Raw genomic sequence first — 24,368 nt, 5'->3', positions numbered from 1 at the left:
GGGGCTTCAGTCCCCGCCCCTTACTTGCGAAGGGAGGACCGCTTGAAACTCGCCATCAGGAATCCACTGGATGTAATGAGTGGCAGCTTTCTGCTCATTGTTGGCATCAGTGCGCTCTATTTCGGCAAGGACCTGAATTTCGGCTCCATGGCACGAATGGGCCCGGGCTTTATGCCCCGGGTGGTCGGAGTCTGTATCGTCGTCTTGTCGGCACTGGTGGTGCTGCGAGGCCTGCGGGTCACCGGCGAGATGCCGCCTAGCTTCCAGCTTGTACCCTTTCTCAGCATCGTTCTGGCGCCGGTTCTGTTCGCTATTCTGATCAAGCCGGCAGGTCTTTTCATCACCGCCTTTGCTGTTTTTTCGCTCGTTCGAGTTGCCTGCACCAAGCAGTTCAGTGTCGAGGCCTTTTTAGCGCCGTTCATTCTAGCCGTTGTGGTGTGCGCTATTTTCATTGGTCTTCTGGGCCAGCCGCTCCCCCTCTTTTGGTACTAAATCATGACGAGCATTTTTGACTCTCTGATCATGGGCTTCACCGTCGCTATCACGCCGGTGAACCTCCTTTACGCCCTGATCGGTTGCGTGCTTGGCACCATGATAGGTGTGCTACCGGGCATCGGTTCGCTCGCGACCATCTCCATGCTGCTCTCGTTCTCGAGCCAGTTGGACGCGGTCACCTCGCTCATTATGATGGCCGGCATTTTCTATGGTGCGCAGTATGGTAGCTCCACCACCGCCATTCTCTGCAACATCCCCGGCGACGCCGCCTCGGTAGTCACCTGTCTTGATGGACACCAAATGGCCCGCAAGGGCCGGGCAGGGCAGGCACTCGCCATTGCGGCGCTGAGCTCGCTTCTGGCTGGCATCATCGCCACCATCATCATCGGGTTGTTTACGCCCCCGATCGCCCGCTTCGCGCTCAACTTCAATGCGCCTGAATATTTCTCATTGATGGTGCTCGGGCTCGTTGCCTGTGTGGTCTTCAGCAATGGCTCGGTGCTCAACGCCTTCATCATGGCCGCTTTTGGCGTGCTGCTGGGTTGCATCGGTACCGACGTTGAAACGGGCGCGCAGCGCTACACCTTTGGTGTGCTGCAGCTCTCCGAAGGGATCACCATTGTCGCCGTGGCAATGGGCCTTTTTGGTCTCTCCGAGATTGTGGTCAATCTGGCCAACGGCAACAAGATGTCGGTGCTCGACCTCAAATACAAAATGCGCGATCTCTGGCCGAGCAAGGCCGAGTTCCGGGCCGGTACGCCGGCTGCGCTGCGCGGCACTTTTATCGGCGCTCTGTTGGGTATTCTGCCCGGCGCCGGCCAGGTGTTGAGCCCCTTCGCCTCCTACATGATCGAGCGTCGTCTTTCCAAGAAGCCTGGGCAGTTTGGCGAGGGGGCCGTGGAAGGCTTGGCAGGCCCCGAGGCGGCTAATAATGCTGCAGCGCAGACCTCGTTCATTCCGCTGCTGGCTCTGGGCATTCCCGCCAACCCGGTGATCGCCCTGATGCTAGGCGCCATGGTCATCCAGGGCATTCAGCCTGGGCCAAACGTCATGGTCACCCGTCCCGAGGTGGTCTGGGGCCTCATTGCCAGTATGTTCATCGGCAACCTCATGCTGGTGATCATCAACCTGCCCATGATCGGGGTCTGGGTGCGTCTACTCGCCGTGCCACAGCGCATTCTCTTTCCGGCGATCGTCGTCTTCTGCTGTATCGGCATCTATACGCTAAGCGGGTCTGTCTATGACCTTGTGGCGCTCGCCGCGTTTGCAGCGATAGGCGTCCTTTTCTATCGAGCAGGTTTCCAGGCAATCCCACTTCTGCTAGGCTTCATCCTCGGGCCGATGCTGGAAGAGAACCTGCGCCGCGCCATGGTGATTTCCCAGGGTGACCTCTTCTCGCTCTTCCAGCGCCCGATCTCAGCAACGGTGCTGAGCATCTCGATACTCCTCCTGCTGATGACCGCCCTGCCAAGCTTCCGCAAGCAGCGGGAAAACTTCGCCGGCTCGGATTGAGGCTCAGGATTTTCCCATGATCGTTGAACTACGCGAATACACGCTCCATCCCGAGCACACAGTGCAGGACTATCTTAGCCTCTATGAGCGGGACGGGCTGGAATTGCAGCGGGCAGCGCTCGGCACCATGCTCGGCTATTACGTCGTTGAGATCGGCCAGCTCAATCAGATCGTGCACATGTGGGGCTATGAGAGCTTCGACGACCGCGCGGCACGGCGGCGGGAACTGGCCGCCAAGCCACAATGGCGTGCCTTCCTGCGGCAGGTGCGCCCGATGCTGGCCAACATGTCGAACCGCATCATGCTGCCCACTTCCTTTTCACCGGTGCCGCTCGGCCCGGTTTCCAGCAATAATTATGAACGGAGATAGATTTTGACGTCCCCAGTTGTTCCCGTCGTTACCCGCAAGGACCAGGAAGACACCAACACCGAACAGTCCGGTGGCTGCATCCGCGTGTCGGGCGTGGGTCCCGCCCATACGCCTGCGACCCGCATATGGTTCGGCAGGGTGAGCAATGAGCCCGGCTACCGTTCGCTGCCGCACCACCACGGCGATGCGGAAACCGGCGGTTATCTGCTCAAGGGAAAGGGCCGCATTTATTTCGGCGAGAACTATGCCGAATACGTCGACATGAGCGAGGGTGACTTTGTCTTCGTGCCGCCCCATATGCACCATGTTGAAGTCAATATGAGCATAACTGAAGAGCTTATCTGGCTGACTTGCAGGACACCAGATAACATCGTTGTCAATTTGGCCGATGTTGATGACTCGACCTTGGTCGGGTTTGCCAGGGCATAGTGGGAATTGAGGCAGGTGGTATGAGCAGCCTCGACAAGATGCTTTCTCTGCTCGATCTTTTTGACGAGAGCTGCATGAGCATTGGGCTTGAGGAAGCTATGTCACAGGCGGACTTATCTCAGGCCACCGCTTACCGGTATCTGCAGTCGCTCTGCCAAAGCGGCCTGCTTTCGCCAGCCAATGGAGGCCGCTATGTGCTGGGTACGCGTATCATAGAGTTTGACCGGCTATTGCGCCGAAATGATCCGCTGCTTCGCTCGGCACACGGCAAGATCAAGGACTTTGGCACACGGCTTTCGGTGAATGTGATGCTCTGCGCCTATTATGGCGACAAGGTCATGTGCTCGGACCAGTTCTGGATCGATAGCCGCATGGCCCAGCTCTATGAGCGAGGCAAATCCATGCCCATGTTCAGGGGTGCCATGGCCAAAACCATCCTTGCCAATCTGACCCCCTATCAGATGCGTAACATGATGCTCTGGCACGCTGACCAGATCCGCGAGAGCGGATTGGGGACAGACTGGGATGAATTCCGCAAAACCATGGCCAAGCTGCGTGACCAGCGTGTCTGCATCACGCGGGGCGAGGTATTTCCCAAGCTCGTCGGGATAGGCGCGCCTATCTTTGACGCGGAAACCCGGGTGCTGGGGAGCATCGTCTTTATCGTCGATGAAACCACTCTGGATGCTGCCCGGCAGGAATCACTGTCCGAGGAAATTCTGGCGCTGGCCGAAGAGATTACCAATGACATCGCCAAGCTCTCGCCGGAGCATGCCGGCGGCGATGTGCGAGCGGCCCGGCCTCGCAAGAGCAAGCATTGAGATGGGAATAGTTTAAGTGTTTCGTGGTTTCGACAAGATCAACTCCATAGGCATCGCTGGCGCCGGAACTATCGGTGGCGCCTGGGCCGCCTATTTCCTTGCCAAGGGTTTTGACGTCCATGTTGCCGACTCAGATGCAGGCGTCGAGGCGCGCGTGAATGCACTAGTAGAGGCAGCCTGGCCTAAGTTCGAACGACTCGGTTGGATTGCGGCTGGGGCGGGGTTGGACAGACTGAATTTTCACACCAGCTTTGCCGAGCTTACCGGTGTAGATTTTGTCCAGGAAAGCGTCTTCGAAAAGCTTGAAGTCAAGCGGCAGGCGTTGCGTGAGCTGGACGCTGTGCTGCCAGCTGATGTGATCATTTCCTCCAGTACGTCGGGACTTCTGGTGTCGGATATGCAGCAGGGGCTGACCCATGCGGCGCGTGTGCTGATCGGCCATCCCATGAACCCGCCGCACCTGATCCCGCTGGTGGAAATCGTCGGGGGGGACCAAACCGATCCCGAAGCTGTGCGCGAAGCGACCAATTTCTATAACGCCATTGGCAAGCGCGCCGTGGTCCTGAACAAGCCGGTCATTGGGCACCTTGCCACCCGCCTAACCGTCGCACTTTGGCGCGAAGCGGCCTTTCTCGTGGCGAGCGGTGTTGCCTCGGCGGAGGATGTGGACGCGGCGGTCGTCTATGGCCCGGGGCTGCGCTCCGCCATTGCGGGCCCGCATCTCAGTTATCATATGGGCGGTGGCGAGAATGGCCTTGCAGGATTCTTCGCCTGGGCCAAGGAGCCACTCAAGGTGTGGGCCGGAGATCTCGGCGCGCCCGAGATCAACGACGCGCTGATTGAAGCTCTGGTTCTGGGCGTCAATCGCGCTGTCGGAGATGTGCCGATCAAGCAATTGGCCGATGCGCGCGACGCTGATCTTATCGCCGTGTTGGGAGCGCTCGAAGGACGCCAGCTCACATGATCGAACTTTTCGCGAGCACGAGTCCCAATGTGACCAAGGTCATTCTCATGTTGGAGGAGACCGGGCTAGACTATAAGATCACGCCGGTCGATGTGCATCGGGGCGAGCAATATGGGCAAGTTTTTCAGGCTCTCAACCCCAACGGCAAAGTGCCCGTGATTGCCGACCACGACGCCGCTGGCGGCGCTACGATGACCATCTTCGAATCGGGCGCGATCCTCATGTATCTGGCGGAAAAAACGGGGCATTTGCTGACCGTAGAACCAATGGAGCGCTATCAGGTTGTACAGTGGTTAATGATCCAAATGGCCGGCGTGGGTCCCAATTTCGGGCAGTTCAATCACTTCGTCCGCTATGCCGCCAAGGAGCAATATTCAGTCGATCGGTTCACCAGCGAAGTGAGACGCCTTTATGACCTCCTCGATGCGCGGCTAGGTGAGGCGAGATTCCTCGGTGGCTATGCCTATAGCATTGCTGATGTCGCCACGGTGCCTTGGATCCGCGTCCAGGCAAAACTCTTCGGGGCGACCCACCGAGTCCTTAATTTCGGCTGGCCGGAACACCCACACCTTCGTCGTTGGTTCGAAGCGATCCTCGAGCGCCCGGCAGCCAAGAGAGCGTTCTCCATTAGCGAAAACTTACCATCCCACCAGCATGAAGCCACCCAAGAAGAGAGAGACCGCTACTTTGCGCGAGGGCAATACGCGCAGACGCTGGATAGGTAAGTGCTGCGAGACGATTTGCGCCAGTCACTTCGCGGCCTGACGACCTTGCTAGTAACAGCCAAACAGATGCTCATCTCAGTATATCCAAACGTCAGCTTCTGGAGCTCCTATCGAGATTCTTGTGACCGGAAGGGGGCAAAGCCGATCTTGCCTGCCACAGCGAATGGCAGCTTTCAAGATTTCATGAGTTAGGCTCGATTGACCGGATTGGGGTCGATAGCAGCCCCAACCACAAGAGCTGAGTTCCGCCTGGACCATCGATCATCATTCTTGAACACTACGCGCACATTGCAACTTGCAATGTACCCGTCTGCGAGATCAGCTTTGATCGCAGCCGTCCCGCCCCTGCGAAGCTAAGCACGGGTATATCGGGGTTTTACGACCCAAGGATGCTACTGGCTCAGTATCCCCTTGGATAGGGTGCCACAGCCACATTCGTCAGCGGCTTCGATCTGGCATCTGCCGCAAAGCAGTATCCATAACCACTCGGTTTCCCACGTGGAGCTCAAGATGCTGGATCAACGTGAATATTGCGGACCAGTCCCCGCCTTTGTTAGTGTGCACAAGGATGTTGCGTAGGCGAAATATTAGACCAGTCAAAGTTCCAATGCTGGGCTCCTGCCGCCGCGCCAACAAACTGGAATAATATCGGGGACTTTTACAAAGCCAAAGCCGCGAAAACTCCATCTGCGAGCGGACTAAGCCAAGCTCCTGGAGAATTTGGTAGACGTTCTGGATTTTCATTTGCACCTCCTGTTCCCGTATTTAAGGGCGGCTTTGGTGGTGCTGCATAAATAGCATGTCGCAGGGCAATTAGCTCAACTGCCACTGGCGACAAGATCGGTCATCCCCTCGGGGATATAATACCCTGAACATCTTGAACCTGCTGCGAACAGGCCGATGCCGGGAGCTGGATCATGCTGTTTTGCTGACCGAGAAATTCATGTGCTGCCAGCTTCCGCGCACCATAGGCACCAGGTGTTGCAGCGCCTGGGTCATTTTTTGGAAGCAACACATGGAAGACCAAAACAAAGCCCCAACGATCTGGACAATTTATGGGGAGGACATCAAGGGACAAAGCCCCAAGATGATCCAATTCCGCAAAGCCCTACTCGCTACAGCATTCTCGTGGTGGGAGAAGGACCGCATTCTCACACTCGCTCCGGGCTTCGAACAGCACCGGTGGGCCGTCAAGCTTGCGGTTGGCAGGCACAGCGACATCGCCAACCGAATGGACAACTGCGGCATTCTTCGTTCACAGGGCAACTATCAGGAATGCCGGGTTCCCCTGTGCCCGCGCTGTTTCATGCTGCGCCGTGGCCGAGAAACTGGAAAAAACATCCGCAAGTTCTTCAAGGGCTGCGAAAACACAGACCTTGGACTTCTGAGCGTGCTGTTGCCCGTGACAACAGACCTTGGCACGGTGCGTAAATCCATGGCCTACCATAAGCAGAAGATCATCAACATGCTGGCGGTGAAACGCCGTGAGGACGCCCGCTGGAAGTCGGTGCATATGGTCGGCTACTGGGAACTCAACAGATATTCGGATCTCGACTATCTTGAGTTTGGCCGCCTGACGCAAATGGCCATGGACAAGCTCAACTGGCCACTGGCCGCTAACGGTGGCACGGTTTGGCATCCGCATTTCCACGCAATCGTCGCACGTGGTGAAGTCTCCCTGGCAGAGATCACAGACCTATTTCGGAATGAGGCCTTTAATCAGCCATATCAGGTGGACCTTCAGCCGTTTGATGTCCAGCGACCCGTGGAACGCAATCTGCAGACTGTCACGCGCTACTGCATGAAGTTTCGTATCGAACACAACTTCAAGCGCCGCGATGCCTTTGGTGGTGATGAGGAACTGGAGTTCTTGCCGTGTGAGGAACGAGCTTGGTGGCCCAAAGCAGATGTTGCTGCTTATGCCAAATGGCTGTGCAATCAGCACGGAGCGTTCAGAGCGATGCGTTTCCGTATCGGACCGAAACGGAAGGACAGGTGATGCAATTGGTTGTGGTGTCTGTGGCTGTGTTGGTGGGATTTAACCAAGTGACATTGGTGTCAGATGCAATGGTGAGACTACTGGCTTTCGAGCATTAACAATAATTCGGTACTGGATACGAACTGGATAGCCCAACCCACTCGCCCGCACCCAGGAGATCAAAAAAGTTTATTGACTAAATTTTTTGATCTCCGACGGGCAGCAGATTAGCTGGTCGTATTTCTGCTAAGGAGGTCAGCGGGCGATACGAATAAAGCCAGGGCGATCCGTTCCAGATCGTCGAGGCTCATGTCCAGTTTGTCGCCGTTCTCAATCTTGTCTATTTCGACCAATGGCCAATCGAGATGTTCAGCCAATGCTCCGGCAGTCATCCTGCGCTGTTCACGGAACCGCCACACATTGCGGGCTAGCACACGCGGGACTTCTGGATGTTTCAGTCGTGGTCGCAAGCGCACCTCCATTGCCGTGTCGATGCCTCGGTATACAGCCGATGGATTAAAGGCCCAAAGACCCCGGAATGAGTGAAAAAAACTCAACCCAAACAATAGGTTAGGAAGGCGCTTCGGCCACTCCGCACCCGAGTGTAAGGCCACAGAGCTATAGCCGATGGCTATAGCTCTGCGGGTGGCACGTGCGCATTCGCGCGTCCAACTCCAACCTGTAGGGATGACGGAACAATGCCGGGTGTCACTGATGCCCTACGATGCCCGCTAACGGGGTGGATGGCTCTATAGAGTCCATACTGCTCTTGGGGCATCGGCCCTGGCCACGACCCGTGCGAGCCCCACCAAAAAATCAGCCCAATGCCGGTTCCGACGCCGACACCAGCTCCCAAGCTTTTCGCCGCAAAGGTCCCCAGTAACACGTGCAAGGGGATGCAGCTGGCAGGCCTTAATCTGCTATGCCCGATGGCCGGGCTCGCAGTATCACTGCAAGACCGGCGCTATGCTTAGGGCTATCTGCCCGCTGCGCCCCGCTCTGAGCGCATCCCGGTTCCCATGACCCACTCGATATAGGTGCCGACAGTCATCCCGAACTGCATAGCCAGTTCCCGGCAGGCGTCGCGGTTCTTCGGCACATCCTCATAGGCATGATCGAAATGCATCACCGCAATCTGCACGTCCTTGAAGGCAGTGTTTGCCACATTGACATCGAGCCAGCCATTCGCGTTCATGTCACGGCTGGCAAATAGCAGTTCCTTCGACCAATCCCCGACCAATTGCAGCACAACAATTCGAAGGCTGGCGCAATCGCGCTGGCCCTGCTGCCAGTCAGCATGGGCTGGAGCAATCAAAGACAGAAATGCTAGGAACAGCATGACTGCCATTCCCGGCACTCGGCGGTATTTCACGATAGCCGGGATCAACCTGCCTTGCGTAGCATAAGCCCGCGTTCAGCTGCGGCAGCGGCAAGCTGGGTATCGAGTTCACCAGCGCGCACGGCTTCTGTCAGGGTGTCGAGGATCGCAGGGAGTGCCGAAAGCTCGCCCACTGCAATCGCATTCTTGTCCTTGGCGAATTCGATGGGCTTGCCCGCATAGCGAATACCGAAGAAGGTCTGACCGCTGGCGTCAACGAACCAACCAGCGCGCAGTCGCTTCGGAGTTTCGACCTGCACACGCTGGCCAACTTCGTTCTTGCGCCACACCATCTGGGTCGGCGCATAATGCTGCCCGGCAATCTTGGCCTCGGCCATAGACCGCTGTTCGGCAAGAGCCGAAATGACCTTGTTGCGGGCGCGTTCGATAGGATCGCTGCTGGCGCGAACCGGCTGGGCCGTAGTCAGCTTCAGGGACTTCAGGATGCTCATTCTGTTCTCCGGAAACGGTTGATCTCCATTCCCGACTACAGCCAGCAGCCAAAAGAGCGACCAAAGAGTTCTTTCCACATCGCACGTTGATGTTCCGCGTGAACGAGCTAGTCTCTTGCTCCACAAGCAAAACGAGACGCCAATGTCCGCCGACGTCGAATACCTGCAGAACTATAAAACGGAGACGCTGTACATCCACCCAGGCGCGAATGGGGCGTACGCTACGTTGCTGGCTGATGGCGAGACGCTACTGCACGAAATCGAGGTGACTGACCGAGCGCGGCTCGCGGTGTCGGCCTTCTTTGTCAACGACAAGGCAGATTTTGGTACTTTCAAGCTTACGAAGCTAAAATTCCATAAAACTCGGGGCTGGTACGCCGACGGGCAGGTGCAAGTAAACCACTTTGGTTTAGCGCGCATTCGTGAACTGGTCTCGATCCTGTCGGCTTTAAACCTTGCAGACAGCAGGAAAACTAAAATCGCTCTTGGAGAGGTGCAACTCGACGCATTGGCCACGTTGCTAGGCAGCAGCAAAGGCACTGAACTAATGCGGGAACTCTCGGGTTCGACAGACCTGCATCACGACATCTATGCAGTTGCGCACAAGCGTAAATCACTAACCCAATTCAAAACGCTTCTAGACGCCGATGCCACCGAACCTGAGTGGCAAGAATTTTTCGAAGCAAACCGTTGGATATTTGGGCACGGCTTGAATTACGTTTTTCTCGATGGAGTTCAATCCAAGCTTGAGGCCGTGACTACTGGCGCCAGCTTCGATCACGCAGGCAAGCGGACGGATGCCCTGCTGCGTACTCGCGCGGAGGTGAGCCAGTACGTTCTAGTGGAGATTAAGCGGTCGACAACTCCGCTCCTTCAACTCAAGCCCTACCGATCGGGCTGCTGGTCGGTCGGCCACGAACTGTCTGATGCAGTGACGCAGATACAAAAGACAACCTTCGATTTTGCCCGAAATCGCTTCCGAGACCAAATGCGAGATGCAGCTGGGACCCATCTCGACGACTTCGTTTATTCCATTGAGCCTAAGTCATACTTAGTCGTTGGAAACCTCGCGCAGATCGCCGACAACAGCGATAAAATTGCTTGCTTTGAGCTGTACAGGCGCAACACGCGTTCGCCAGAGATCCTCACCTTCGATGAACTGTTCTATCGTGCCCGATGCATTGTTGAAAATGTCAGCCAGGCAGCCTCGGATGACACGCTTTAGCTTTCACCCCACTCGGGCCGCAGGTGTTCTTTCATGCGATCGCTGGTTACCTGACCATAGAACTTGTCGATCATGCCCGAGCTCGTGCCGGTGTTGACCGCCAAGTGGAACACCTCGACATTATGGGCCAGCTGCTGGCTGATGTAGAAATGCCGGAACGAATAGAGCGTTCTTCTGATCCCGCGATAGTCCGTTAGCAGCCCACAATGCTTGAATAGCTCGGTGAGTGCGTTGTTGCTGGAGCCCAGCCGCTTTCCATCTCGTGTGGAGAATACGGGGGCATCGTTGGGAGGCGCACTGCCCTGATTGGCTACCCAGAAGTCCCAAAGCACGTCGAACCACGAGAGTGCGGCTCTCTGTGGCACAAAGGTACGGCTTTTGGCCTTGCCATGAACGCGCAGTTTGATGTCGCGATCTTTGAGCGGCTTCGTTCGCCCTGCTCGGTAGTCAAGCACATCGCCCCAGTTCAGGTTCTTCATTTCGGTTGGCCGCATGCCCGAGAATGCAGCGATCATGATCTGCGCGTGCAGAATAGTGCGATCCCAGCGCAGATGCTCGTGAATGGCAGGATCAGACAGCCGCGCTAAACTGGCAGCCTCAAGCCTGCTAAATTCCTCGGGTGCGAAGCTAGGGCGATTGTTTGGGACCTTGGCGCGTGGAACAGCAATTTCGGGAACCTGCCCATTGTTGAGAAAACCCTGACCAACTGAATAGCGAAATATCTGGCGCAAGATGACCAGTTCACCGCGTTGACGGCTCACCGTGGGAACGCGCTTCTGGGCTAGCGGTCGCCTGATGGACCGCCCTTCCCTTTCATAGCGAATTTCGGTGATATCCTTGCCTGGTCCGGATACCCAATAATCTCTACGCCACTCGATGTAGCTGGCGATGTCACGCTCTGTGACCGCATCAACGTCCTTCTTGGCGAAGAACGGGATGAAGTACCGCCTAATCACAGGTGGAATGTCTCGCTTGTGGTAAGCGGGGCGGTCTCCACGCTCAACTTCTCGTTCCACCACGGCGATGAACGCTTCTGCTGCTTTGGTGAATGACGTGGCACCGGATTTCAAGCCGTTGCGCGTGCGATAGTTGGCCTCGAACCAGACTTCATGAGCCTTGCGCTGTGCCAACGCAGCATCGGAGGTTTCCAGTGATTTGCGGACCTGACCTTCGCCCTTGATGGAAAAACGAACCCACCAATTGCTAGTGCCCGATCGCTGAAACAGCTTGTAGGGCAAGTCTGATGCTTCAGTCATAGCGCGCACCTCCCGTTATGGAGGTATCCGGGCTGTGTTGAAAATGTGCTACCACGCTTGGCCAGCGCAGGAGAATTGTCAGTGATTTCAATGGGGATGCTCAGTCGCTGTGCTAGACTGTGCTAGCTTGCGACTAGGTCCCAGTGAAATCAACCTGTATGTTAACAGATTGATTTCACTAGGTTTTTTTGGTAGCGAAGCCCAGATTTGAACTGGGGACACACGGATTATGATTCCGCTGCTCTAACCAACTGAGCTACTCCGCCCCAAGGGGCTGGCTGGGTTTCCCCGGCGACGCGACTTACTAAGTTTAGCACGGCTGGCTGTCAAGTCGCCAGAGAAACTGTTTCAGTGCCTTGCCTCCAAAGCCTCGATCGCATCGCGCACCAGCACGAGATCGGCTTCGAATTTTTCCCGCTCCAGCGCTTGTTTTTCCCGGTCTGGGATACGCAGCAGATAGGAAGGGTGATTGGTCACGTAAAGGGTCGTGCCGTCATCCATGGTGATGGGCGCGCCCCGAAGCTTGCTAATTGTGGCACTACGCCCCAACAGGCTCTGCGCCGCCGTTGCGCCCAGCGCCACGATCACCTTGGGCTTGACGAATTCGATCTCCAGATTAAGCCAGAATTTGCAGGCAGCGATTTCCCCTCCATCGGGTTTCTGGTGGATGCGCCGCTTGCCGCGGGGCTCGAACTTGAAGTGCTTGACCGCATTGGTGACATAGACCCGCGAGCGGTCGATGCCCACTTTTTCCACCGCCGCGTCCAGCACCTTGCCGGCGGGGCCCACGAACGGCTTGCCGGCCAAGTCCTCTTGATCGCCCGGCTGCTCACCGACAAACATCACCTGGGCATGTTTCGGGCCTTCGCCGAACACCGCTTGCGTCGCGTGCTCATAAAGCGGACAGCGCCTGCAGCCCTGTACGGCCGCCCGTGCATCGGCGAGTGAAACGATCTCGGTCTCGGCTTCCGGTACAATCTCTTCGCGCGCCTTTTTTCGCACATGCCGCGATGGCGGCAGACTGGCTACTCGCTCGATCATCTCCTGCTCCGCTTCCCTTGCGCCGCGAATAAGGGGAGCAATGAGTTCAGCCTCGGGCAGGTTGCGCCAGTATTTCACCGGCATCTCCGATTTCATCATCGCAACCTTGAGCCGGGCTGGATTAAAGATGGAGGAGAAATAGGTCTTCCAATCGCCCTCAATCGCGTCTTCCTGGGGCACATCGGTTTTCTTGCCGCCGGGCCCGGATGCCAGGCTCTCGCCATCCCAAAAGGCGGAGGCATAGGGGGTGACGATCGCCCAGATCATGCCATCGAAGCGACGCACGAAAAACGGCGCGGTCATCTCGAGGCTATAATGCTCCGGCTCGAACCAGGCGGCAAAGCGCTCAAGCCCGCTATCATCGAGAATCGAGCGAAAACGAACGAAGGCCTTCATCTTGTGGCTGTCCCGGCGCACGGCGCTGGCGAGCCGCACCAGGCGCGTCACATCGGGGTCGGAGGACACCTCGAGCAAGGAGCGATCCGCCTGCAGCCGCCACAGCAGCCGATATAGCAGGGCAAAGCGCTCGGGATCGGCATTGGCAATGGCGGTTCTGGCCAACTCGATAAACGCCGGCGGCACGGACCCCACCGGGCGATCGCCTTCGGCTACATCTTCGGCACCAAAGAGCCCGGCCTCGGTGAGGGGATCGCGCCAGGCGACGTCCTCCGGCACAATGCCGGCCTGCAGCAGCCCGCGCGCCGCCCGGCGCCATTCATCGAAATCGTTCAGCGCCTGAAGGGTTACGCTGTGCATCAAAAAAGACTGAGTTGTTCGGGTTGCGGCGTCAGCTTGGCGCGCAGGCGAGCATGGTCGGTGAGCCCGCCCGGCGTCCAATCCACCGCCTCGATGAACGGGCGAACCTTGTCGATCGATCCCGCAATCCGCGCCACATCATCAAGCCGCAGGCTGTGGTGCCGCCGGGTCTGGATCATCCGGTCGATGCTTTTGGTCCCCAATCCCGGCACGCGCAACAGCAGTTCTCGATCGACACGGTTGACGTTGACCGGAAACAGATGCCGGTTTTTGAGCGCCCAGGCGAGCTTTGGATCGATCTGCAGATCGAGCAATCCATCCTCGCCACCCGACACGATCTCGGGCACATCGAAGCCATAAAACCGGATCAGCCAATCTGCCTGGTAGAGCCGATGCTCACGCATCAGAGGTGGCGGCTTGAGGGGCAGGCGCGAACTGGCATCGGGGATGGGCGAAAACGCCGAATAATAAACCCGCCGCAGCTTGTACCCGGAATAAAGCCCCGCCGCCCGATGCAGGATCGCCCCATCGTCGGCCGCATCCGCCCCGATGATCATCTGCGTCGATTGCCCAGCCGGCGCAAACTTCTCCGGCTTGGTCTTGGCCTTCTTGTCGGGCGCTGCCTCATCGAGCTTGCCGCGCACGCGGGCCATGGCGGTGCGGATTTCGCTGGGACTTTTTTCCGGCGCCAGCGAAGCCAGACCGACATCGGTGGGCATTTCGATATTAGTGGATAGCCGATCCGCCCACCGCCCCGCCTCCGCCAGCAGGTCCGGCGCGGCATTGGGGATGACCTTGAGGTGGATATAGCCGGCGAACTTGTGCTCTTGCCGCAGCGAGCGCGCGACGCGCACCATTTCCTCCATGGTGTAGTCGGGCGATTGGATGATCCCCGAGGACAGGAACAGCCCCTCGATATAATTGCGCTTGTAGAAGTCCAGCGTCAGCCGGACCACTTCCTCCACTGAAAACCGCGCTCGCGCGACGTTGGACGAGGATCGGTTGACGCAATAGATGCAGTCATAAACACAGAAATTGGTCAGCAGGATCTTGAGCAGGCTGATGCAACGCCCGTCCGGCGCATAGGAGTGGCAGATGCCGCTGCCTTCGGTCGAACCGATGCCGCCGGTACCCGCTGAATTGCGCTTTTCGGTGCCGCTCGAAGCGCATGAGGCGTCATATTTTGCAGCATCGGAGAGGATCGCGAGCTTCCGGCGCAGTGTCAGGACGGCCATATACGTTCCCTTTATGTTCACCGCGACACTAGCCCATAGCGCCTCCCCCCGCATGTCAAAAAGACACAACTGAGCGCATTGTGAACAAACCACCTCACGCCACCGTTCAACAAAACGCATCAGTCTGTCGGCATTGTCTAGCTCCCCAAGCCCGCGCGCTTGCACTACATCTTGAGCCAACAACAGCGCACCCGCGCTTGGCAGGAGAACAATCATGACGCTCGAACTTGGAGGCATTCACCACCTCACCGCCGTCACCGCCGAGGCCAAGAAGAACCTGGCTTTCTACACCCAGACCCTGGGCATGCGGCTGATCAAGAAGACGGTCAACCAGGACGACACCACAGCCTACCACCTGTTCTATGGTGACGGCGTGGCCTCTCCCGGCGCCGACCTGACCTTCTTTGACTTCGACGCAGCGCGCGAGCAGCGCGGCAACCATACGGTGAGCCGCACAGGTCTGCGCGTCGATAGCGAGGACAGCCTGAACTGGTGGAAGAGCCATCTGCAGACCCACAATGTGGGCACCTCCGCCATCAAGGAGCGCAACGGCCATCTCTCCCTCGATTTCGAGGATTTCGAAGGCCAGCGCTTCCGCATGGTGATCGATGGGGCCAACAAGGTTGTGCCCTGGGCCAAGTCGCCCGTTCCAGCCGAGCGCCAGATCATCGGGCTGGGCCCCATCTCCATGGCCGTGCCGAAGCTCGATGGCACTGAAGCCATGCTGACGCAGGTGATGAACATGCGAAAGGTTCGCTCCTACGCCGCGGCCAATGGCGTGGCGGAAACCCATGTCTTCGAGATGGGCCCCGGCGGTCCGGCGGCTGAACTGCATGTCGTGGTCGATCCAAGCCTCAAGCCGGCTCGGCCCGGTGCCGGTGGCGTACACCACGTCGCCTTCCGCACGCCCGACCAGGACACCCTGCGCGAATGGATCGCCCGCACCCGCCAGTTCGGCATCCGCTCCAGCGGAGAAGTCGAGCGCTTCTACTTCACCTCGCTCTATTTCCGCGAGCCCAACGGCATCCTGTTCGAAATCGCCACCGACGTCCCCGGCTTCGCTGCCGATGAACCAATGGAATCGCTGGGCGAGAGCCTGGCCTTGCCACCATTCCTCGAAAGCCGCCGCGCCAGCATTGAGGCCAATCTCAAACCGCTGGCTTAGGGCGAGCCGATTTCCTAGAACTTGTGAACGGCGCCACCCCGGCGCCGTTCATGTTTGGGGAGGATCATGGCCAGCTTCGTCAAAACCGTCCTCGGCTGGGTTCCCCACCTTCTGCTGGCAGGGGCGTTGCTGCTCTACGTGCCTTGGATCCTGGGCATTCCCGGTACGTCCACTGCCGACTATGCGGATGGCTGGTATATCGGATATGCCGCCATCAACGCGTTTATCCCCGTCTATGCCATACTGGGCGTGGTCGGCGTCATCTCCCGCTTCGGCTGGCTGCCCATTCCGTTTGGCTGGATCAGGATAGCGCTCTGGTGCAGCGCCGGCGCCTTCGCCGTTGCGATGACAATAGCCATCTACGCCATCCTCAATTGACGCCTTACCTTGCCCCTCCTACTTCAGCCCCGCAGCCGCCTTCACCAACTGCACGAACTCACTCCGATACCCGCTCTCATCCGCCCCCCGCCCTGACCGCGCCAGCTCCGCAATCGCGTCCCAGCTCATGCCCGCCCCATAATCGCTCCCCCGCAACTTCTGCCCGAACGCCGCCACCGCCGCCGCAAACCGTGCGTCATCGCTGGCCTGCCCGATATCGGCATAAACCACCTCCGGCGTCACCGGCTGCTCGATCAACTGGCTGACATCACTATCGGGCAGCTTGTAGCGCATGCGCAAAAACGCAATCTCCTCACTGCCCGCCCGCGCGGCCTCCGCCCCATACCGCAGCGGATCGACCAGCTCGCCACCCGAGCCGACCGGGGTAATTTCATACAGCGCCGTCACCGTGTGCCCCGCGCCGATATCCCCGGCGTCTACCGCATCATTGTTGAAGTCCTCGCGGTTGAGCGCCCGCGTTTCATACCCGATCAACCGGTATTCGCTGACCGCTGCGGGGTTGAACTCCACCTGGATCTTGACATCCTTGGCAATCACTTCCAGCGTGCCGCCGACTTCCTCCACCAACACTTTCTGTGCCTCGCGGAAGCTGGAAATATAGCTGGCATTGCCATTGCCGTTCTGCGCCAGCGCCTGCATCGTGGCATCGTCCAGATTGCCCCGCCCAAAGCCCAGCACCGACAGGGTCACGCCCCCATCGCGCTTGGCCTTGATGAAGCCCTCAAGCTTCTCTGGATCATCGATCCCCACATTGAAGTCGCCATCCGTCGCCAGGATCACTCGATTGGTGCCGTCGACCCGAGCCTCTTCGGCCAACCGATAAGCCAGTTCGATCCCCTCGGCGCCTGCCGTACTGCCGCCAGCCCAAAGATTATCAAGTGCACCCAGGATCGCTGTTTTATTGGTCGCAATGGTGGGCTCCAGCACCACGCCAGCCGAACCCGCATAGGCAACGATGGACACCGTGTCATTGCCCGACAGCTGCTCGACCAGTAGCGCAAAGGCCCGCTTGAGCAGCGGCAGCTTGTCCGGCTCGTCCATCGAGCCGGAGGTATCAATCAAAAACACCAGATTTGCCGGCTTGTCCTGCCCTGCGGGCGGCACATAGCCCTTGATCCCGATCTGCAGCAGCTGCGTCTTAGGGTTCCATGGTGTCGGGAAAACCGCCAGCGTTGGCTGGAATGGCACCTCGGCGCTCGGCGCGGCCGGGTAGTCATAAGGGAAGTAGTTGACCAGTTCCTCGATGCGCACCGCGTCGGGCTCGGGCACAAACCCATCCTCCAGCATGCGCCGGACATAGGAGTAGCTTGCCGTATCCACGTCGATCGAGAACGTGGAAACCGGCTGTTCTGCCACCACTTTCAACCGCTGCTCGTCAAAACTGATGAATTCGTCTCCGCTAGGCTGCGCCTGCATCGGCATCGCCTCGCCCATCGGAGTTGCAAAGCCCGCAGCCGGCGCTCGCGTCAACATGGAGTTCTGCGCCGCCAGAGGTTCTGGCATGGTCTCCATCATCACCCTGTCCCCAGCGCTCATCTCCATCTCTGCCGGAGCCGGCGCAACCGGAGCGGGCGCAGCCCTCTCCTGAGCGACCTTGGCCGGCGGCGGTGGCGACAAAGCTTCGTCGACTGGCGCAGGTTCGGCAACGGGAGCAACCGCGCGCGTCGACGCCTCGGGCAAGCCGGTCATCGATGTCGTCGTATAAAGTTGATAGCCGAGCGGCAGCACCAGCAGCGCAATCGCGGCGGTTCCGATGGGAAGGCGCATGTCCATGATCGTTTTCCTTTTCCAGGAGGTGATGATGGACGTAAGACGCCGGCCCCAGGAGCTTCCTTTGGGCGCCGTGGCAGATTTCGTGTTCGCCGCTTCAAACGCCGCCATGCCAGCACTGACGGCACGCTGTTTCGCCTCGCTCCGAGCGTCAGGGGCCGCAACATTCTTAAGCCGGTTCAGCGGATCGTTCTGCATGTCATTGCTCATAGCAATCCTCGGAGGGTCTTGCGGGCCTCGTGCACATGGAAGGAAACCGTGGCTTCCTTGATGCCCATGATGTCGGCCGCCGCCGCATGGCTCAGTTCCTCCGCGTAAACCAGCAGCACGGCGTCCCGCTGCTTTTCCGGCAGGCGCCGCACCGCAGCCCAGAGCTGCCCGCTGGTCGCCGCATCCTCTTGGTCGGCCGGGTGCTCGTCTGGCGCGATCTCGGCATACCGATCGGCATGGCGCCCGCGCCTGCGTCCGGCCCGCTGCCAGTCGCGCACCGCATTGAGCGTGATCCGGTAAATCCAGCTCGAAAACGCGCTGCGCCCATCGAACCCGCCGATTGCCTGCCCCAGCTTGACGCAAACCTCTTGCGCAATATCCTCGGCATCATGGCGATTGCCGCACCACTTCCATGCGGTGCGAAAGATCAGCTCAAAATGATCTTCCAGCAGTTCGCCAAAGGCTTGCGCATCGCCATTGCGGGCACGCACCACCAGCGCCTGCGTCATCGCCTGCGTGTGACCCAGCTCTTCTGCGGCAGTCGGTCCCATCACCGGCAAATGCACTCTGCGTTACCCTCGGCGCCATCTTAGTGATAAGACGCGCCGACCGGGGCAGTCCTTTGGCTGGCTCAGACAATTATTTGCAAGAAGGCTGCCATGAGCGAAGAACCCGAAAACAAAAACGGCCGCTGGGTCCTCATGATCTTCATCGTCATCGGCATCGTGACGATAGCCGGCACGTTCATTTCGAACTTCGTCATGTGGCGCAACTACGACACCATCGAGACCGAAAAACACATCGCCCCCGAAGACGCCATCCCCCTCCCCAAGCCGCTGCCCGGCGAGGCGCAGTAGCCCTCTCCGTGGAGCCCTCATGGTGAGCCTGTCGAACCACGAGATCGGGCACTCAAATCACGCCACGACCTCGTCCTTTGACATCCTGAGCTTGTCGAAGGGTCAGGATGAGGTCTGTTGCAACTGCGGAGCGCCCCTAAGCCGCAAACACCTGCGGCACGGCCTCGGCAATAAACCCGCCGCCCCACACTTCCGACGTCGCACTATCATCCGCATAGAACACGCAAGCCTGCCCCGGCGAAATTCCATACTCGCCGGACACCAGCGTCACGAACACCTCGCCGTTTTGGCTATGGATCACCGCCGGCTGCGGCCCACGCGTGGAGCGCACCTTGACCTCGACCGGCGCCCCATTCCCCGCCGATAGTTCAGCGAGCGGCCGTGCCCCCAGCCAGTTCACATCCCGCAGCCGCACCGTATGCGTTTTCAACGCCTCGCGCGGCCCCACGATAACCCGCCCCGTTTTGTGCTCCAACTTGATCACATAAAGCGGTTCCGCCGCCGCCACACCCAGGCCCTTGCGCTGGCCAATCGTGTAATTGACGATCCCGTTATGCGTGCCCAGCACACGCCCATCCAGGTGCACGATCTCCCCCGTAGCCACCGCTTCGGGGTGCATCTTGCGGATGATATCGGCGTACTTCCCCTGCGGCACGAAGCAGATGTCCTGGGAATCGTGCTTTTCAGCAATCTCCAGCCCCATCTCGCGCGCAAGATCACGCACTTCCGTCTTGCTCATGCCGCCAAGCGGAAACCGCAAATAATCGAGCTGCGCCTGCGTTGTCGCAAACAGGAAATAGGTCTGGTCGCGATCCCCATCCACCGGGCGAAACAATTGCCGACGTCCGTCTTCACCCAGGCGGCTCTGCACATAGTGCCCAGTCGCCAGCGCATCGGCACCAAGGTCCTGTGCCACCGCCATCAGGTCCACGAACTTGACGCTCTGGTTGCAGGCGATGCACGGCACCGGCGTTTCGCCCTGCTGGTAGGCATTGGCGAACGGCGCGATCACCGACTTCTTGAAACGCTCTTCATAGTCGAGCACGTAATGGGGAATGCCCAGCGTAGCCGCCACGCGGCGCGCGTCATGAATGTCCTGGCCCGCGCAACAGGCGCCCTTGCGAAATGTCGCCTCGCCATGATCGTAAAGCTGGAGCGTTACCCCCACCACGTCATAGCCCTGGCGGGCAAGCAGGCCGGCAACGACCGATGAATCAACGCCTCCGGACATCGCGACAACGACGCGCGTGTCTTCGGGGCGCTTGGCAATATCAAGCGAGTTCAGCATTTTTCCTTTTGATCCGGTTGGGTTCAAGGGCCAGCGGACGAATGGCGGGCTTTTACGCCGAACCGGAGGAGCCTGCAACGGCCTGGCTGTGCGCCTCTCGCAACAGGCCCCTGCATTCAACCCGGCAAGACTTGCCGCCCGAGCCATTTCTTGCCGCCGCAAAAAGGATGGCTGGCTTTCACCTGCAGCGACCATAATCCGGCAAACCGCTGCAATTGCACAGCTTTTCCGCCCGGGGCAAAATTGGCATTGCGCTTGCAACGCCGCATGGGAAATATCCTTACGACGGGTCCGCGCAATTGGCATCACATCTGACGGTTTCGAGCAATGCGGTGGCTGGCGTCCCGGCCCCCCGTCCGCTCAACAACCAGCCCAGCGACAAACCCGATGCGTTCGCCGCCCTGCTTGGCGCGTCCAGCACCAAGTCCGACGCTCCCGAGGTTCACGCGCCGCCAGCGGAGAATTCCGACACCGCCGGTTCGGACCAGCAGGCGCAAGGCAATTCCGACCCGGTTGCGGCAGCGCTCAACGCCACCCTCCCCTTCGAGACTCCGGCGCCCGTCGAGGCGAAGCCGCTGCTCGAGGATGTGCTCGCGAGCCTTTCCGACCTCAAGATCAAGCTCGAGAACGGCGAGCCGCTCGATCCCGAGCTATTGGCTAAGCTCAACGCGCAACTCGACAGTCTGGGCGAAGCCCTTGGCATCGACCTCGCCAACATGCCCGACCTTGAGGAACTCGAGGCCCTGGTCGCCACTCCTGTGCCAGACACTGCAAGCCCATCCGAAAAGCTAGCCGGCAGCCTCGGCCCGCTTGCCGACAAGCTCCTGACCGGCGCCGCCAACGCTCCGGCCGATACCGCGGCCCTGCAAAAGAGCGTCGGCGAAAAGCTGGCGGCTCTCCTCGGCTCCATCAACAATGGCGAACTGGGCACCAGCAAGCTGGCCGAACTCAGCCTCACCGATGCCGAACTCGATCCCGAGATCGAAGCCGCCATCGCCAAGCTGCTCGTCTCACCCCCCAAGGTGGAAGTTGCCACCCCGATATTGGCCAAGCCGACGCTGCAACTGGACGAACCCGTTCTCACCGGCAAGGCACAGGCCGAACCTGCAGCAAAAGCCGAGCTTGCCCCGAGTGAACTCGCAGCAATCGAGAAGCCTGCTTCGGAGCAAAAGAGCGACCCCGGCACCTCCGGGGAGCGCAAGGATGACAGCAAGCCCACCGATGCCAAGCCGACTCCCATTGCCGCAAACAGCAATGAACCCAAGCCCGAGACGCCATTCCCCGCCCCCCAACCCCAGCAGCAGGCCCGCGCCGACGCCGTCGCCGCCCCCCGCGTGGTGCAGGTCGGTTACCAGACCAGCCAGCAACAACTGAACCTGCCCCAGATCGCGTTCGAGCTGGCCCGCCAGACCACCGATGGTAATACTCGCTTCCAGATCCGGCTCGATCCGGCCGAACTGGGCCGCATCGATGTGCAGCTCGATATCGACAAATCAGGCCAGGTCAATGCCCGCCTGATCGTCGAAAAGGCCGAAACGCTGGACCTGATGCAGCGCGATCAGCGGGGCCTGGAAAAAGCCCTCCACCAGGCCGGTCTCGACAGCAGCAAGACCAATCTGGAATTTTCGCTCAAGCAGAACAATGGCGGCGATGCCCAGCAGCAGGGCCGTCCCTGGCACGCCGGAAACGCTCAGAACGGCAATGGCTCCGAACCATCCGAGCCGCCCCCAACAATCAATCTCTACCGCGCGAGCCTGTCGGCCAGCGGCGTCAACATCATCGCATAGGGACGGATCATGGCCGCCATCGACAACGTTTCCGCCACCGGCACCAGCAAGGTTGCAACCTCCCGCGCAACCATGGCGGACAATTTCGATACCTTCCTCAACATCCTGACGACGCAGCTGAAGAACCAGAACCCGCTCGATCCCCTCGATACCAACCAGTTCACCGCGCAATTGGTGCAGTTCACCGGCGTCGAGCAGCAGCTCAAGACCAACGAATTTCTCGAAACCCTGATGCTGTCGACCCAGAACACGGCAAAATCCGAGGCCGTCAGCTATATCGGCAAGCAGGTCACCGCCTCCGGCAAGACAGGCGAGTTGAACGACGAAAAGAAGGCCACCTGGGCCTTCAACGCCGAAACCACCGTGCCGAACGCCGTTGTCACCATCAAGGACTCCAAGGGCAGCGTGGTCTATTCCGAAACCGGCTCACTCAACGCCGGACCGGGCACATTCCTCTGGGACGGTAAAACCACCACAGGCACCACCGCCCCCAACGGCATCTATACCATCGACATCAAAGGCACGAGCCTGAGCGGGTCCAGCATCGAAGTCACCACCTCATCGGTGGGCGTCGTCACCGGCGTCGATTTCACCGGCGATGTCCCAATCCTGACCATCGGCAGCCGCAAGGTCGCGATCTCCGACGTCACCGATGTGCGCGTGCCGTCGACGGAAGAACCGGCCGAGGAAGAACCGTCTGAGGGAGACGCAGCATAGCCGGGTGGACAGCTGACGTTTTCCGGATGCAAGGGCCCTGATTCCAAGTCGTTGCATCCCCACCGTACTTCCCTCGGACTTGATCCGAGGGCCTCTCCCCGCTTGTGCCGTGCCGAGAGTGCCCCCCGGATCACGTCCGGGGGCAGCAATCGTGAGAAGGTGACATAAGCGGGTTATTCGAACCCTTCGCCAGCTTCCACTCTAACAGTGTCATTCCCGCCCAGGCCGGATTAACCCCCCAGCAAACTCAAATCCAATCGCTTGAAATTCAACACCATTCTTAACCTGTTGTAAGTTTCCCCTTAGCTGAATTTTAAGGCCAACGGCCTACTCTCTTCCTCATATGGTCAGGTTGAGTAGAGAGTAAAATGACCGTACAAATGCGTCCTCGCGTTAAGTACGTTATCGGACCGGACGGAAGTCCGCTCACGATTGCAGACCTTCCCCCCGCCAATACGCGGAGGTGGGTCATCCGCCGTAAAGCCGAAGTCGTCGCAGCAGTGCGCGGCGGTCTGCTCAGCCTCGAAGAGGCCTGCGATCGCTACACTCTGAGCGTCGATGAATTCCTCAACTGGCAAGCCGCTATCGACAAACATGGTCTGGCCGGTCTGCGGACCACATGGATACAGCACTACCGCGAAGGCTAGTGCGCCCTCCATCAAGATCAAAGCCCGCCAGCGCAAGCCGGCGGGCTTTGTGTTTTGCGGCGCATGGTCAATTCCACCACAGCGTCATTCCCGCGAATGCGGGAATCCCACTTTGGTGGTGAAGCTTAGGAATTAAGGCGTCTCCGCCCCCATCCATCTCGCCCCCGCCTCCCGGCTCATCAACCGCTCGTAATACTCGCCCACCGCCGGCAATTCCGGCTTGTCCGCCGGCACGCTCATCCAGCGATGCACCGAAAGCCCCAGCGCAATATCGGCAATCGTAAATTCATCCCCCGCCACAAACGCCGTGCCCTTGGCCAGCCGCTCCTCCAGCAACGCCATCTTGGCGCCCCATTGGCGAATCGAATGCGCGATCCGTTCGGGATCGTCATAGCCAGGCGTCTTGCGGATCAGCGCATTGACGGCATAGCCCCACGGCGGATTGAGCTCCGAGGCCTGCCAGCCCAGCCATTGCAGCGCCAGCGCCCGTGATTCCAGATGCTGCGGCAGCAGCACACCCTCACGCTCGGCCAGATAGATCAGGATGGCGTTGCTCTCCCACAGCACGAAATCGCCCTCGATCAGCACCGGCACCTGCCCGTTCGGATTGAGTGCGAGAAACTCGGGCACCTTCGGGTCGCGAATAGGCAGACCCCAGTCCTCCCGTTCGTATTGCAGCCTCAACTCATCCAGCGCCCAAAGCACCTTGCGCACATTGATCGACGTCACCCGTCCCAGAATCTTCAGCACTGCGCTAACCTTTCCTTCATCTCGCCCGGCACTTTCTGCCGCCATTTTGCAAACAGCAACCGATAGTTAAGACAATGTTTACCATCTACTAGGTAATTTTTGCCCATCGGCTGCCACGCTCCCTGCGTCGCTTTGGCCACA

At 59.2% G+C, this 24,368-nt stretch carries 26 protein-coding genes and 1 tRNA gene; 15 read left to right on the top strand and 12 right to left on the bottom strand.

All coding sequences use genetic code 11. From position 1 onward, the window contains the following. Nucleotides 1-42: 42 nt before the first annotated feature. From C8264_RS04125 to C8264_RS04095, 7 genes are read left to right on the top strand one after another with little or no spacing between them, the layout of a single operon-like run. Nucleotides 43-492, top strand: coding sequence for a tripartite tricarboxylate transporter TctB family protein (locus C8264_RS04125; RefSeq protein ID WP_108459693.1), 450 nt, complete (start codon nucleotides 43-45; stop codon nucleotides 490-492). A 3-nt stretch (nucleotides 493-495) separates the two neighbouring features. Continuing rightward, a complete protein-coding gene (locus C8264_RS04120; RefSeq protein WP_108459692.1) occupies nucleotides 496-2,007 on the top strand; it encodes a tripartite tricarboxylate transporter permease in 1,512 nt (503 codons plus the stop codon). 16 nt (nucleotides 2,008-2,023) lie between these two features. Then, nucleotides 2,024-2,377: an NIPSNAP family protein gene (locus tag C8264_RS04115; protein ID WP_108459691.1), complete on the top strand. Its 354-nt coding sequence runs from the start codon at nucleotides 2,024-2,026 to the stop codon at nucleotides 2,375-2,377. Between the two features lie 3 nt (nucleotides 2,378-2,380). Further along, nucleotides 2,381-2,806, top strand: coding sequence for a cupin domain-containing protein (locus C8264_RS04110; RefSeq protein WP_108459690.1), 426 nt, complete (start codon nucleotides 2,381-2,383; stop codon nucleotides 2,804-2,806). Nucleotides 2,807-2,826: 20 nt separating this feature from the next. Further along, complete coding sequence (locus C8264_RS04105; protein ID WP_108459689.1) at nucleotides 2,827-3,627, top strand: IclR family transcriptional regulator; 801 nt, start codon at nucleotides 2,827-2,829, stop codon at nucleotides 3,625-3,627. Nucleotides 3,628-3,643: 16 nt separating this feature from the next. Further along, nucleotides 3,644-4,591 carry a 3-hydroxyacyl-CoA dehydrogenase NAD-binding domain-containing protein gene (locus tag C8264_RS04100; protein ID WP_108459688.1) on the top strand — a complete coding sequence of 316 codons (948 nt, stop codon included), beginning with the start codon at nucleotides 3,644-3,646 and terminating at the stop codon, nucleotides 4,589-4,591. Next, nucleotides 4,588-5,316, top strand: a complete 729-nt coding sequence (locus C8264_RS04095) for a glutathione S-transferase family protein (protein ID WP_108459687.1) — start codon at nucleotides 4,588-4,590, stop codon at nucleotides 5,314-5,316. The genes C8264_RS04100 and C8264_RS04095 overlap by 4 nt, the downstream gene beginning before the upstream one ends. 438 nt (nucleotides 5,317-5,754) lie before the next feature. Here the strand turns inward: C8264_RS04095 and C8264_RS22885 are convergent, their stop codons facing one another. Then, nucleotides 5,755-6,060 carry a DUF6626 family protein gene (locus C8264_RS22885; RefSeq protein WP_108459686.1) on the bottom strand — a complete coding sequence of 102 codons (306 nt, stop codon included), beginning with the start codon at nucleotides 6,058-6,060 and terminating at the stop codon, nucleotides 5,755-5,757. Between the two features lie 271 nt (nucleotides 6,061-6,331). Between C8264_RS22885 and C8264_RS04085 the strand changes: the two genes are divergently transcribed. Then, a complete protein-coding gene (locus tag C8264_RS04085; RefSeq protein ID WP_108459685.1) occupies nucleotides 6,332-7,315 on the top strand; it encodes a hypothetical protein in 984 nt (327 codons plus the stop codon). A 206-nt stretch (nucleotides 7,316-7,521) separates the two neighbouring features. On the opposite strand, the gene C8264_RS04080 is transcribed toward C8264_RS04085, so the two are convergent. From C8264_RS04080 to C8264_RS04070, 3 genes are all read right to left on the bottom strand, one after another. After that, nucleotides 7,522-7,764 (bottom strand): helix-turn-helix domain-containing protein, encoded by a 243-nt coding sequence (locus tag C8264_RS04080; protein WP_162783443.1) that lies wholly within the window; start codon nucleotides 7,762-7,764, stop codon nucleotides 7,522-7,524. A gap of 506 nt (nucleotides 7,765-8,270) precedes the next feature. Then, nucleotides 8,271-8,642, bottom strand: coding sequence for a hypothetical protein (locus tag C8264_RS04075; protein WP_108459683.1), 372 nt, complete (start codon nucleotides 8,640-8,642; stop codon nucleotides 8,271-8,273). Between the two features lie 35 nt (nucleotides 8,643-8,677). Next, nucleotides 8,678-9,124: a hypothetical protein gene (locus C8264_RS04070; RefSeq protein ID WP_108459682.1), complete on the bottom strand. Its 447-nt coding sequence runs from the start codon at nucleotides 9,122-9,124 to the stop codon at nucleotides 8,678-8,680. A gap of 142 nt (nucleotides 9,125-9,266) precedes the next feature. Between C8264_RS04070 and C8264_RS04065 the strand changes: the two genes are divergently transcribed. Then, nucleotides 9,267-10,349 (top strand): Shedu immune nuclease family protein, encoded by a 1,083-nt coding sequence (locus tag C8264_RS04065; protein WP_108459681.1) that lies wholly within the window; start codon nucleotides 9,267-9,269, stop codon nucleotides 10,347-10,349. Here the strand turns inward: C8264_RS04065 and C8264_RS04060 are convergent. The 4 genes from C8264_RS04060 to C8264_RS04045 form a co-directional block, all read right to left on the bottom strand. After that, nucleotides 10,346-11,587 carry a tyrosine-type recombinase/integrase gene (locus tag C8264_RS04060; protein ID WP_245892928.1) on the bottom strand — a complete coding sequence of 414 codons (1,242 nt, stop codon included), beginning with the start codon at nucleotides 11,585-11,587 and terminating at the stop codon, nucleotides 10,346-10,348. The genes C8264_RS04065 and C8264_RS04060 overlap by 4 nt on opposite strands. A gap of 207 nt (nucleotides 11,588-11,794) precedes the next feature. Further along, nucleotides 11,795-11,871, bottom strand: a tRNA-Met gene (locus tag C8264_RS04055). An 82-nt stretch (nucleotides 11,872-11,953) separates the two neighbouring features. Beyond that, nucleotides 11,954-13,402: a UdgX family uracil-DNA binding protein gene (locus C8264_RS04050; protein ID WP_108459679.1), complete on the bottom strand. Its 1,449-nt coding sequence runs from the start codon at nucleotides 13,400-13,402 to the stop codon at nucleotides 11,954-11,956. Then, entirely contained in the window at nucleotides 13,402-14,637 is a 1,236-nt protein-coding gene (locus C8264_RS04045; protein ID WP_108459678.1) for a putative DNA modification/repair radical SAM protein, read from the bottom strand. Before C8264_RS04045 ends, C8264_RS04050 begins: the two co-directional genes overlap by 1 nt. 214 nt (nucleotides 14,638-14,851) lie before the next feature. Here C8264_RS04045 and C8264_RS04040 point away from each other — a divergent pair, with 214 nt between their 5' ends. Together C8264_RS04040 and C8264_RS04035 are read left to right on the top strand one after the other, a co-directional pair. After that, on the top strand, nucleotides 14,852-15,802 hold the full coding sequence (locus C8264_RS04040) for a ring-cleaving dioxygenase (protein ID WP_108459677.1): 951 nt from the start codon (nucleotides 14,852-14,854) through the stop codon (nucleotides 15,800-15,802). Nucleotides 15,803-15,868: 66 nt separating this feature from the next. After that, nucleotides 15,869-16,180 carry a hypothetical protein gene (locus C8264_RS04035; protein WP_108459676.1) on the top strand — a complete coding sequence of 104 codons (312 nt, stop codon included), beginning with the start codon at nucleotides 15,869-15,871 and terminating at the stop codon, nucleotides 16,178-16,180. 18 nt (nucleotides 16,181-16,198) lie between these two features. On the opposite strand, the gene C8264_RS04030 is transcribed toward C8264_RS04035, so the two are convergent. Both C8264_RS04030 and C8264_RS04025 read right to left on the bottom strand, forming a co-directional pair. Then, entirely contained in the window at nucleotides 16,199-17,974 is a 1,776-nt protein-coding gene (locus C8264_RS04030; protein ID WP_245892927.1) for a vWA domain-containing protein, read from the bottom strand. A gap of 203 nt (nucleotides 17,975-18,177) precedes the next feature. Beyond that, nucleotides 18,178-18,690, bottom strand: coding sequence for an RNA polymerase sigma factor (locus tag C8264_RS04025; protein WP_108459982.1), 513 nt, complete (start codon nucleotides 18,688-18,690; stop codon nucleotides 18,178-18,180). 150 nt (nucleotides 18,691-18,840) lie between these two features. Here C8264_RS04025 and C8264_RS04020 point away from each other — a divergent pair, with 150 nt between their 5' ends. Then, nucleotides 18,841-19,038 (top strand): hypothetical protein, encoded by a 198-nt coding sequence (locus C8264_RS04020; RefSeq protein WP_108459674.1) that lies wholly within the window; start codon nucleotides 18,841-18,843, stop codon nucleotides 19,036-19,038. A 136-nt stretch (nucleotides 19,039-19,174) separates the two neighbouring features. On the opposite strand, the gene mnmA is transcribed toward C8264_RS04020, so the two are convergent. Then, the gene (mnmA, locus tag C8264_RS04015) at nucleotides 19,175-20,326 is read right to left on the bottom strand and encodes a tRNA 2-thiouridine(34) synthase MnmA (protein WP_108459673.1); all 1,152 of its coding nucleotides are present in this window, start codon (nucleotides 20,324-20,326) and stop codon (nucleotides 19,175-19,177) included. Between the two features lie 299 nt (nucleotides 20,327-20,625). Here mnmA and C8264_RS04010 point away from each other — a divergent pair, with 299 nt between their 5' ends. The 3 genes from C8264_RS04010 to sciP all read left to right on the top strand — a co-directional run bounded on the left by C8264_RS04010 (nucleotide 20,626) and on the right by sciP (nucleotide 23,477). Next, nucleotides 20,626-22,113, top strand: coding sequence for a flagellar hook-length control protein FliK (locus tag C8264_RS04010; protein ID WP_162783442.1), 1,488 nt, complete (start codon nucleotides 20,626-20,628; stop codon nucleotides 22,111-22,113). A gap of 9 nt (nucleotides 22,114-22,122) precedes the next feature. Then, the gene (locus C8264_RS04005; RefSeq protein WP_108459671.1) at nucleotides 22,123-22,830 is read left to right on the top strand and encodes a flagellar hook assembly protein FlgD; all 708 of its coding nucleotides are present in this window, start codon (nucleotides 22,123-22,125) and stop codon (nucleotides 22,828-22,830) included. Between the two features lie 368 nt (nucleotides 22,831-23,198). After that, nucleotides 23,199-23,477: a CtrA inhibitor SciP gene (gene sciP, locus C8264_RS04000; protein WP_035102845.1), complete on the top strand. Its 279-nt coding sequence runs from the start codon at nucleotides 23,199-23,201 to the stop codon at nucleotides 23,475-23,477. Between the two features lie 132 nt (nucleotides 23,478-23,609). Here sciP and C8264_RS03995 read toward each other — a convergent pair whose 3' ends face one another. After that, nucleotides 23,610-24,227, bottom strand: coding sequence for a glutathione S-transferase family protein (locus C8264_RS03995; protein WP_108459670.1), 618 nt, complete (start codon nucleotides 24,225-24,227; stop codon nucleotides 23,610-23,612). Nucleotides 24,228-24,368: the final 141 nt, after the last annotated feature.

This window comes from Devosia naphthalenivorans, from assembly GCF_003056355.1.
Lineage (GTDB): Bacteria > Pseudomonadota > Alphaproteobacteria > Rhizobiales > Devosiaceae > Devosia > Devosia naphthalenivorans.
The sequence above is the reverse complement of the archived record's forward strand: the minus strand, read 5'-3'. Positions and strand labels throughout refer to the sequence as shown.

Excerpts from the sequence above, each read along its gene's own strand:
- C8264_RS04115 (WP_108459691.1), top strand. The coding sequence starts at position 2,024 with ATGATCGTTGAACTACGCGAATACACGCTCCATCCCGAGCACACAGTG.
- C8264_RS04105 (WP_108459689.1), top strand. The coding sequence starts at position 2,827 with ATGAGCAGCCTCGACAAGATGCTTTCTCTGCTCGATCTTTTTGACGAG.
- C8264_RS04085 (WP_108459685.1), top strand. The coding sequence starts at position 6,332 with ATGGAAGACCAAAACAAAGCCCCAACGATCTGGACAATTTATGGGGAG.
- C8264_RS04070 (WP_108459682.1), bottom strand. The coding sequence starts at position 9,124 with ATGAGCATCCTGAAGTCCCTGAAGCTGACTACGGCCCAGCCGGTTCGC.
- C8264_RS04065 (WP_108459681.1), top strand. The coding sequence starts at position 9,267 with ATGTCCGCCGACGTCGAATACCTGCAGAACTATAAAACGGAGACGCTG.
- mnmA (WP_108459673.1), bottom strand. The coding sequence starts at position 20,326 with ATGCTGAACTCGCTTGATATTGCCAAGCGCCCCGAAGACACGCGCGTC.
- C8264_RS04025 (WP_108459982.1), bottom strand. The coding sequence starts at position 18,690 with ATGACGCAGGCGCTGGTGGTGCGTGCCCGCAATGGCGATGCGCAAGCC.
- C8264_RS04030 (WP_245892927.1), bottom strand. The coding sequence starts at position 17,974 with ATGGACATGCGCCTTCCCATCGGAACCGCCGCGATTGCGCTGCTGGTG.
- C8264_RS04050 (WP_108459679.1), bottom strand. The coding sequence starts at position 13,402 with ATGCACAGCGTAACCCTTCAGGCGCTGAACGATTTCGATGAATGGCGC.
- C8264_RS04005 (WP_108459671.1), top strand. The coding sequence starts at position 22,123 with ATGGCCGCCATCGACAACGTTTCCGCCACCGGCACCAGCAAGGTTGCA.
- C8264_RS04120 (WP_108459692.1), top strand. The coding sequence starts at position 496 with ATGACGAGCATTTTTGACTCTCTGATCATGGGCTTCACCGTCGCTATC.
- C8264_RS22885 (WP_108459686.1), bottom strand. The coding sequence starts at position 6,060 with ATGAAAATCCAGAACGTCTACCAAATTCTCCAGGAGCTTGGCTTAGTC.
- sciP (WP_035102845.1), top strand. The coding sequence starts at position 23,199 with ATGACCGTACAAATGCGTCCTCGCGTTAAGTACGTTATCGGACCGGAC.
- C8264_RS04035 (WP_108459676.1), top strand. The coding sequence starts at position 15,869 with ATGGCCAGCTTCGTCAAAACCGTCCTCGGCTGGGTTCCCCACCTTCTG.
- C8264_RS04095 (WP_108459687.1), top strand. The coding sequence starts at position 4,588 with ATGATCGAACTTTTCGCGAGCACGAGTCCCAATGTGACCAAGGTCATT.
- C8264_RS04045 (WP_108459678.1), bottom strand. The coding sequence starts at position 14,637 with ATGGCCGTCCTGACACTGCGCCGGAAGCTCGCGATCCTCTCCGATGCT.
- C8264_RS04020 (WP_108459674.1), top strand. The coding sequence starts at position 18,841 with ATGAGCGAAGAACCCGAAAACAAAAACGGCCGCTGGGTCCTCATGATC.
- C8264_RS04040 (WP_108459677.1), top strand. The coding sequence starts at position 14,852 with ATGACGCTCGAACTTGGAGGCATTCACCACCTCACCGCCGTCACCGCC.
- C8264_RS04075 (WP_108459683.1), bottom strand. The coding sequence starts at position 8,642 with ATGGCAGTCATGCTGTTCCTAGCATTTCTGTCTTTGATTGCTCCAGCC.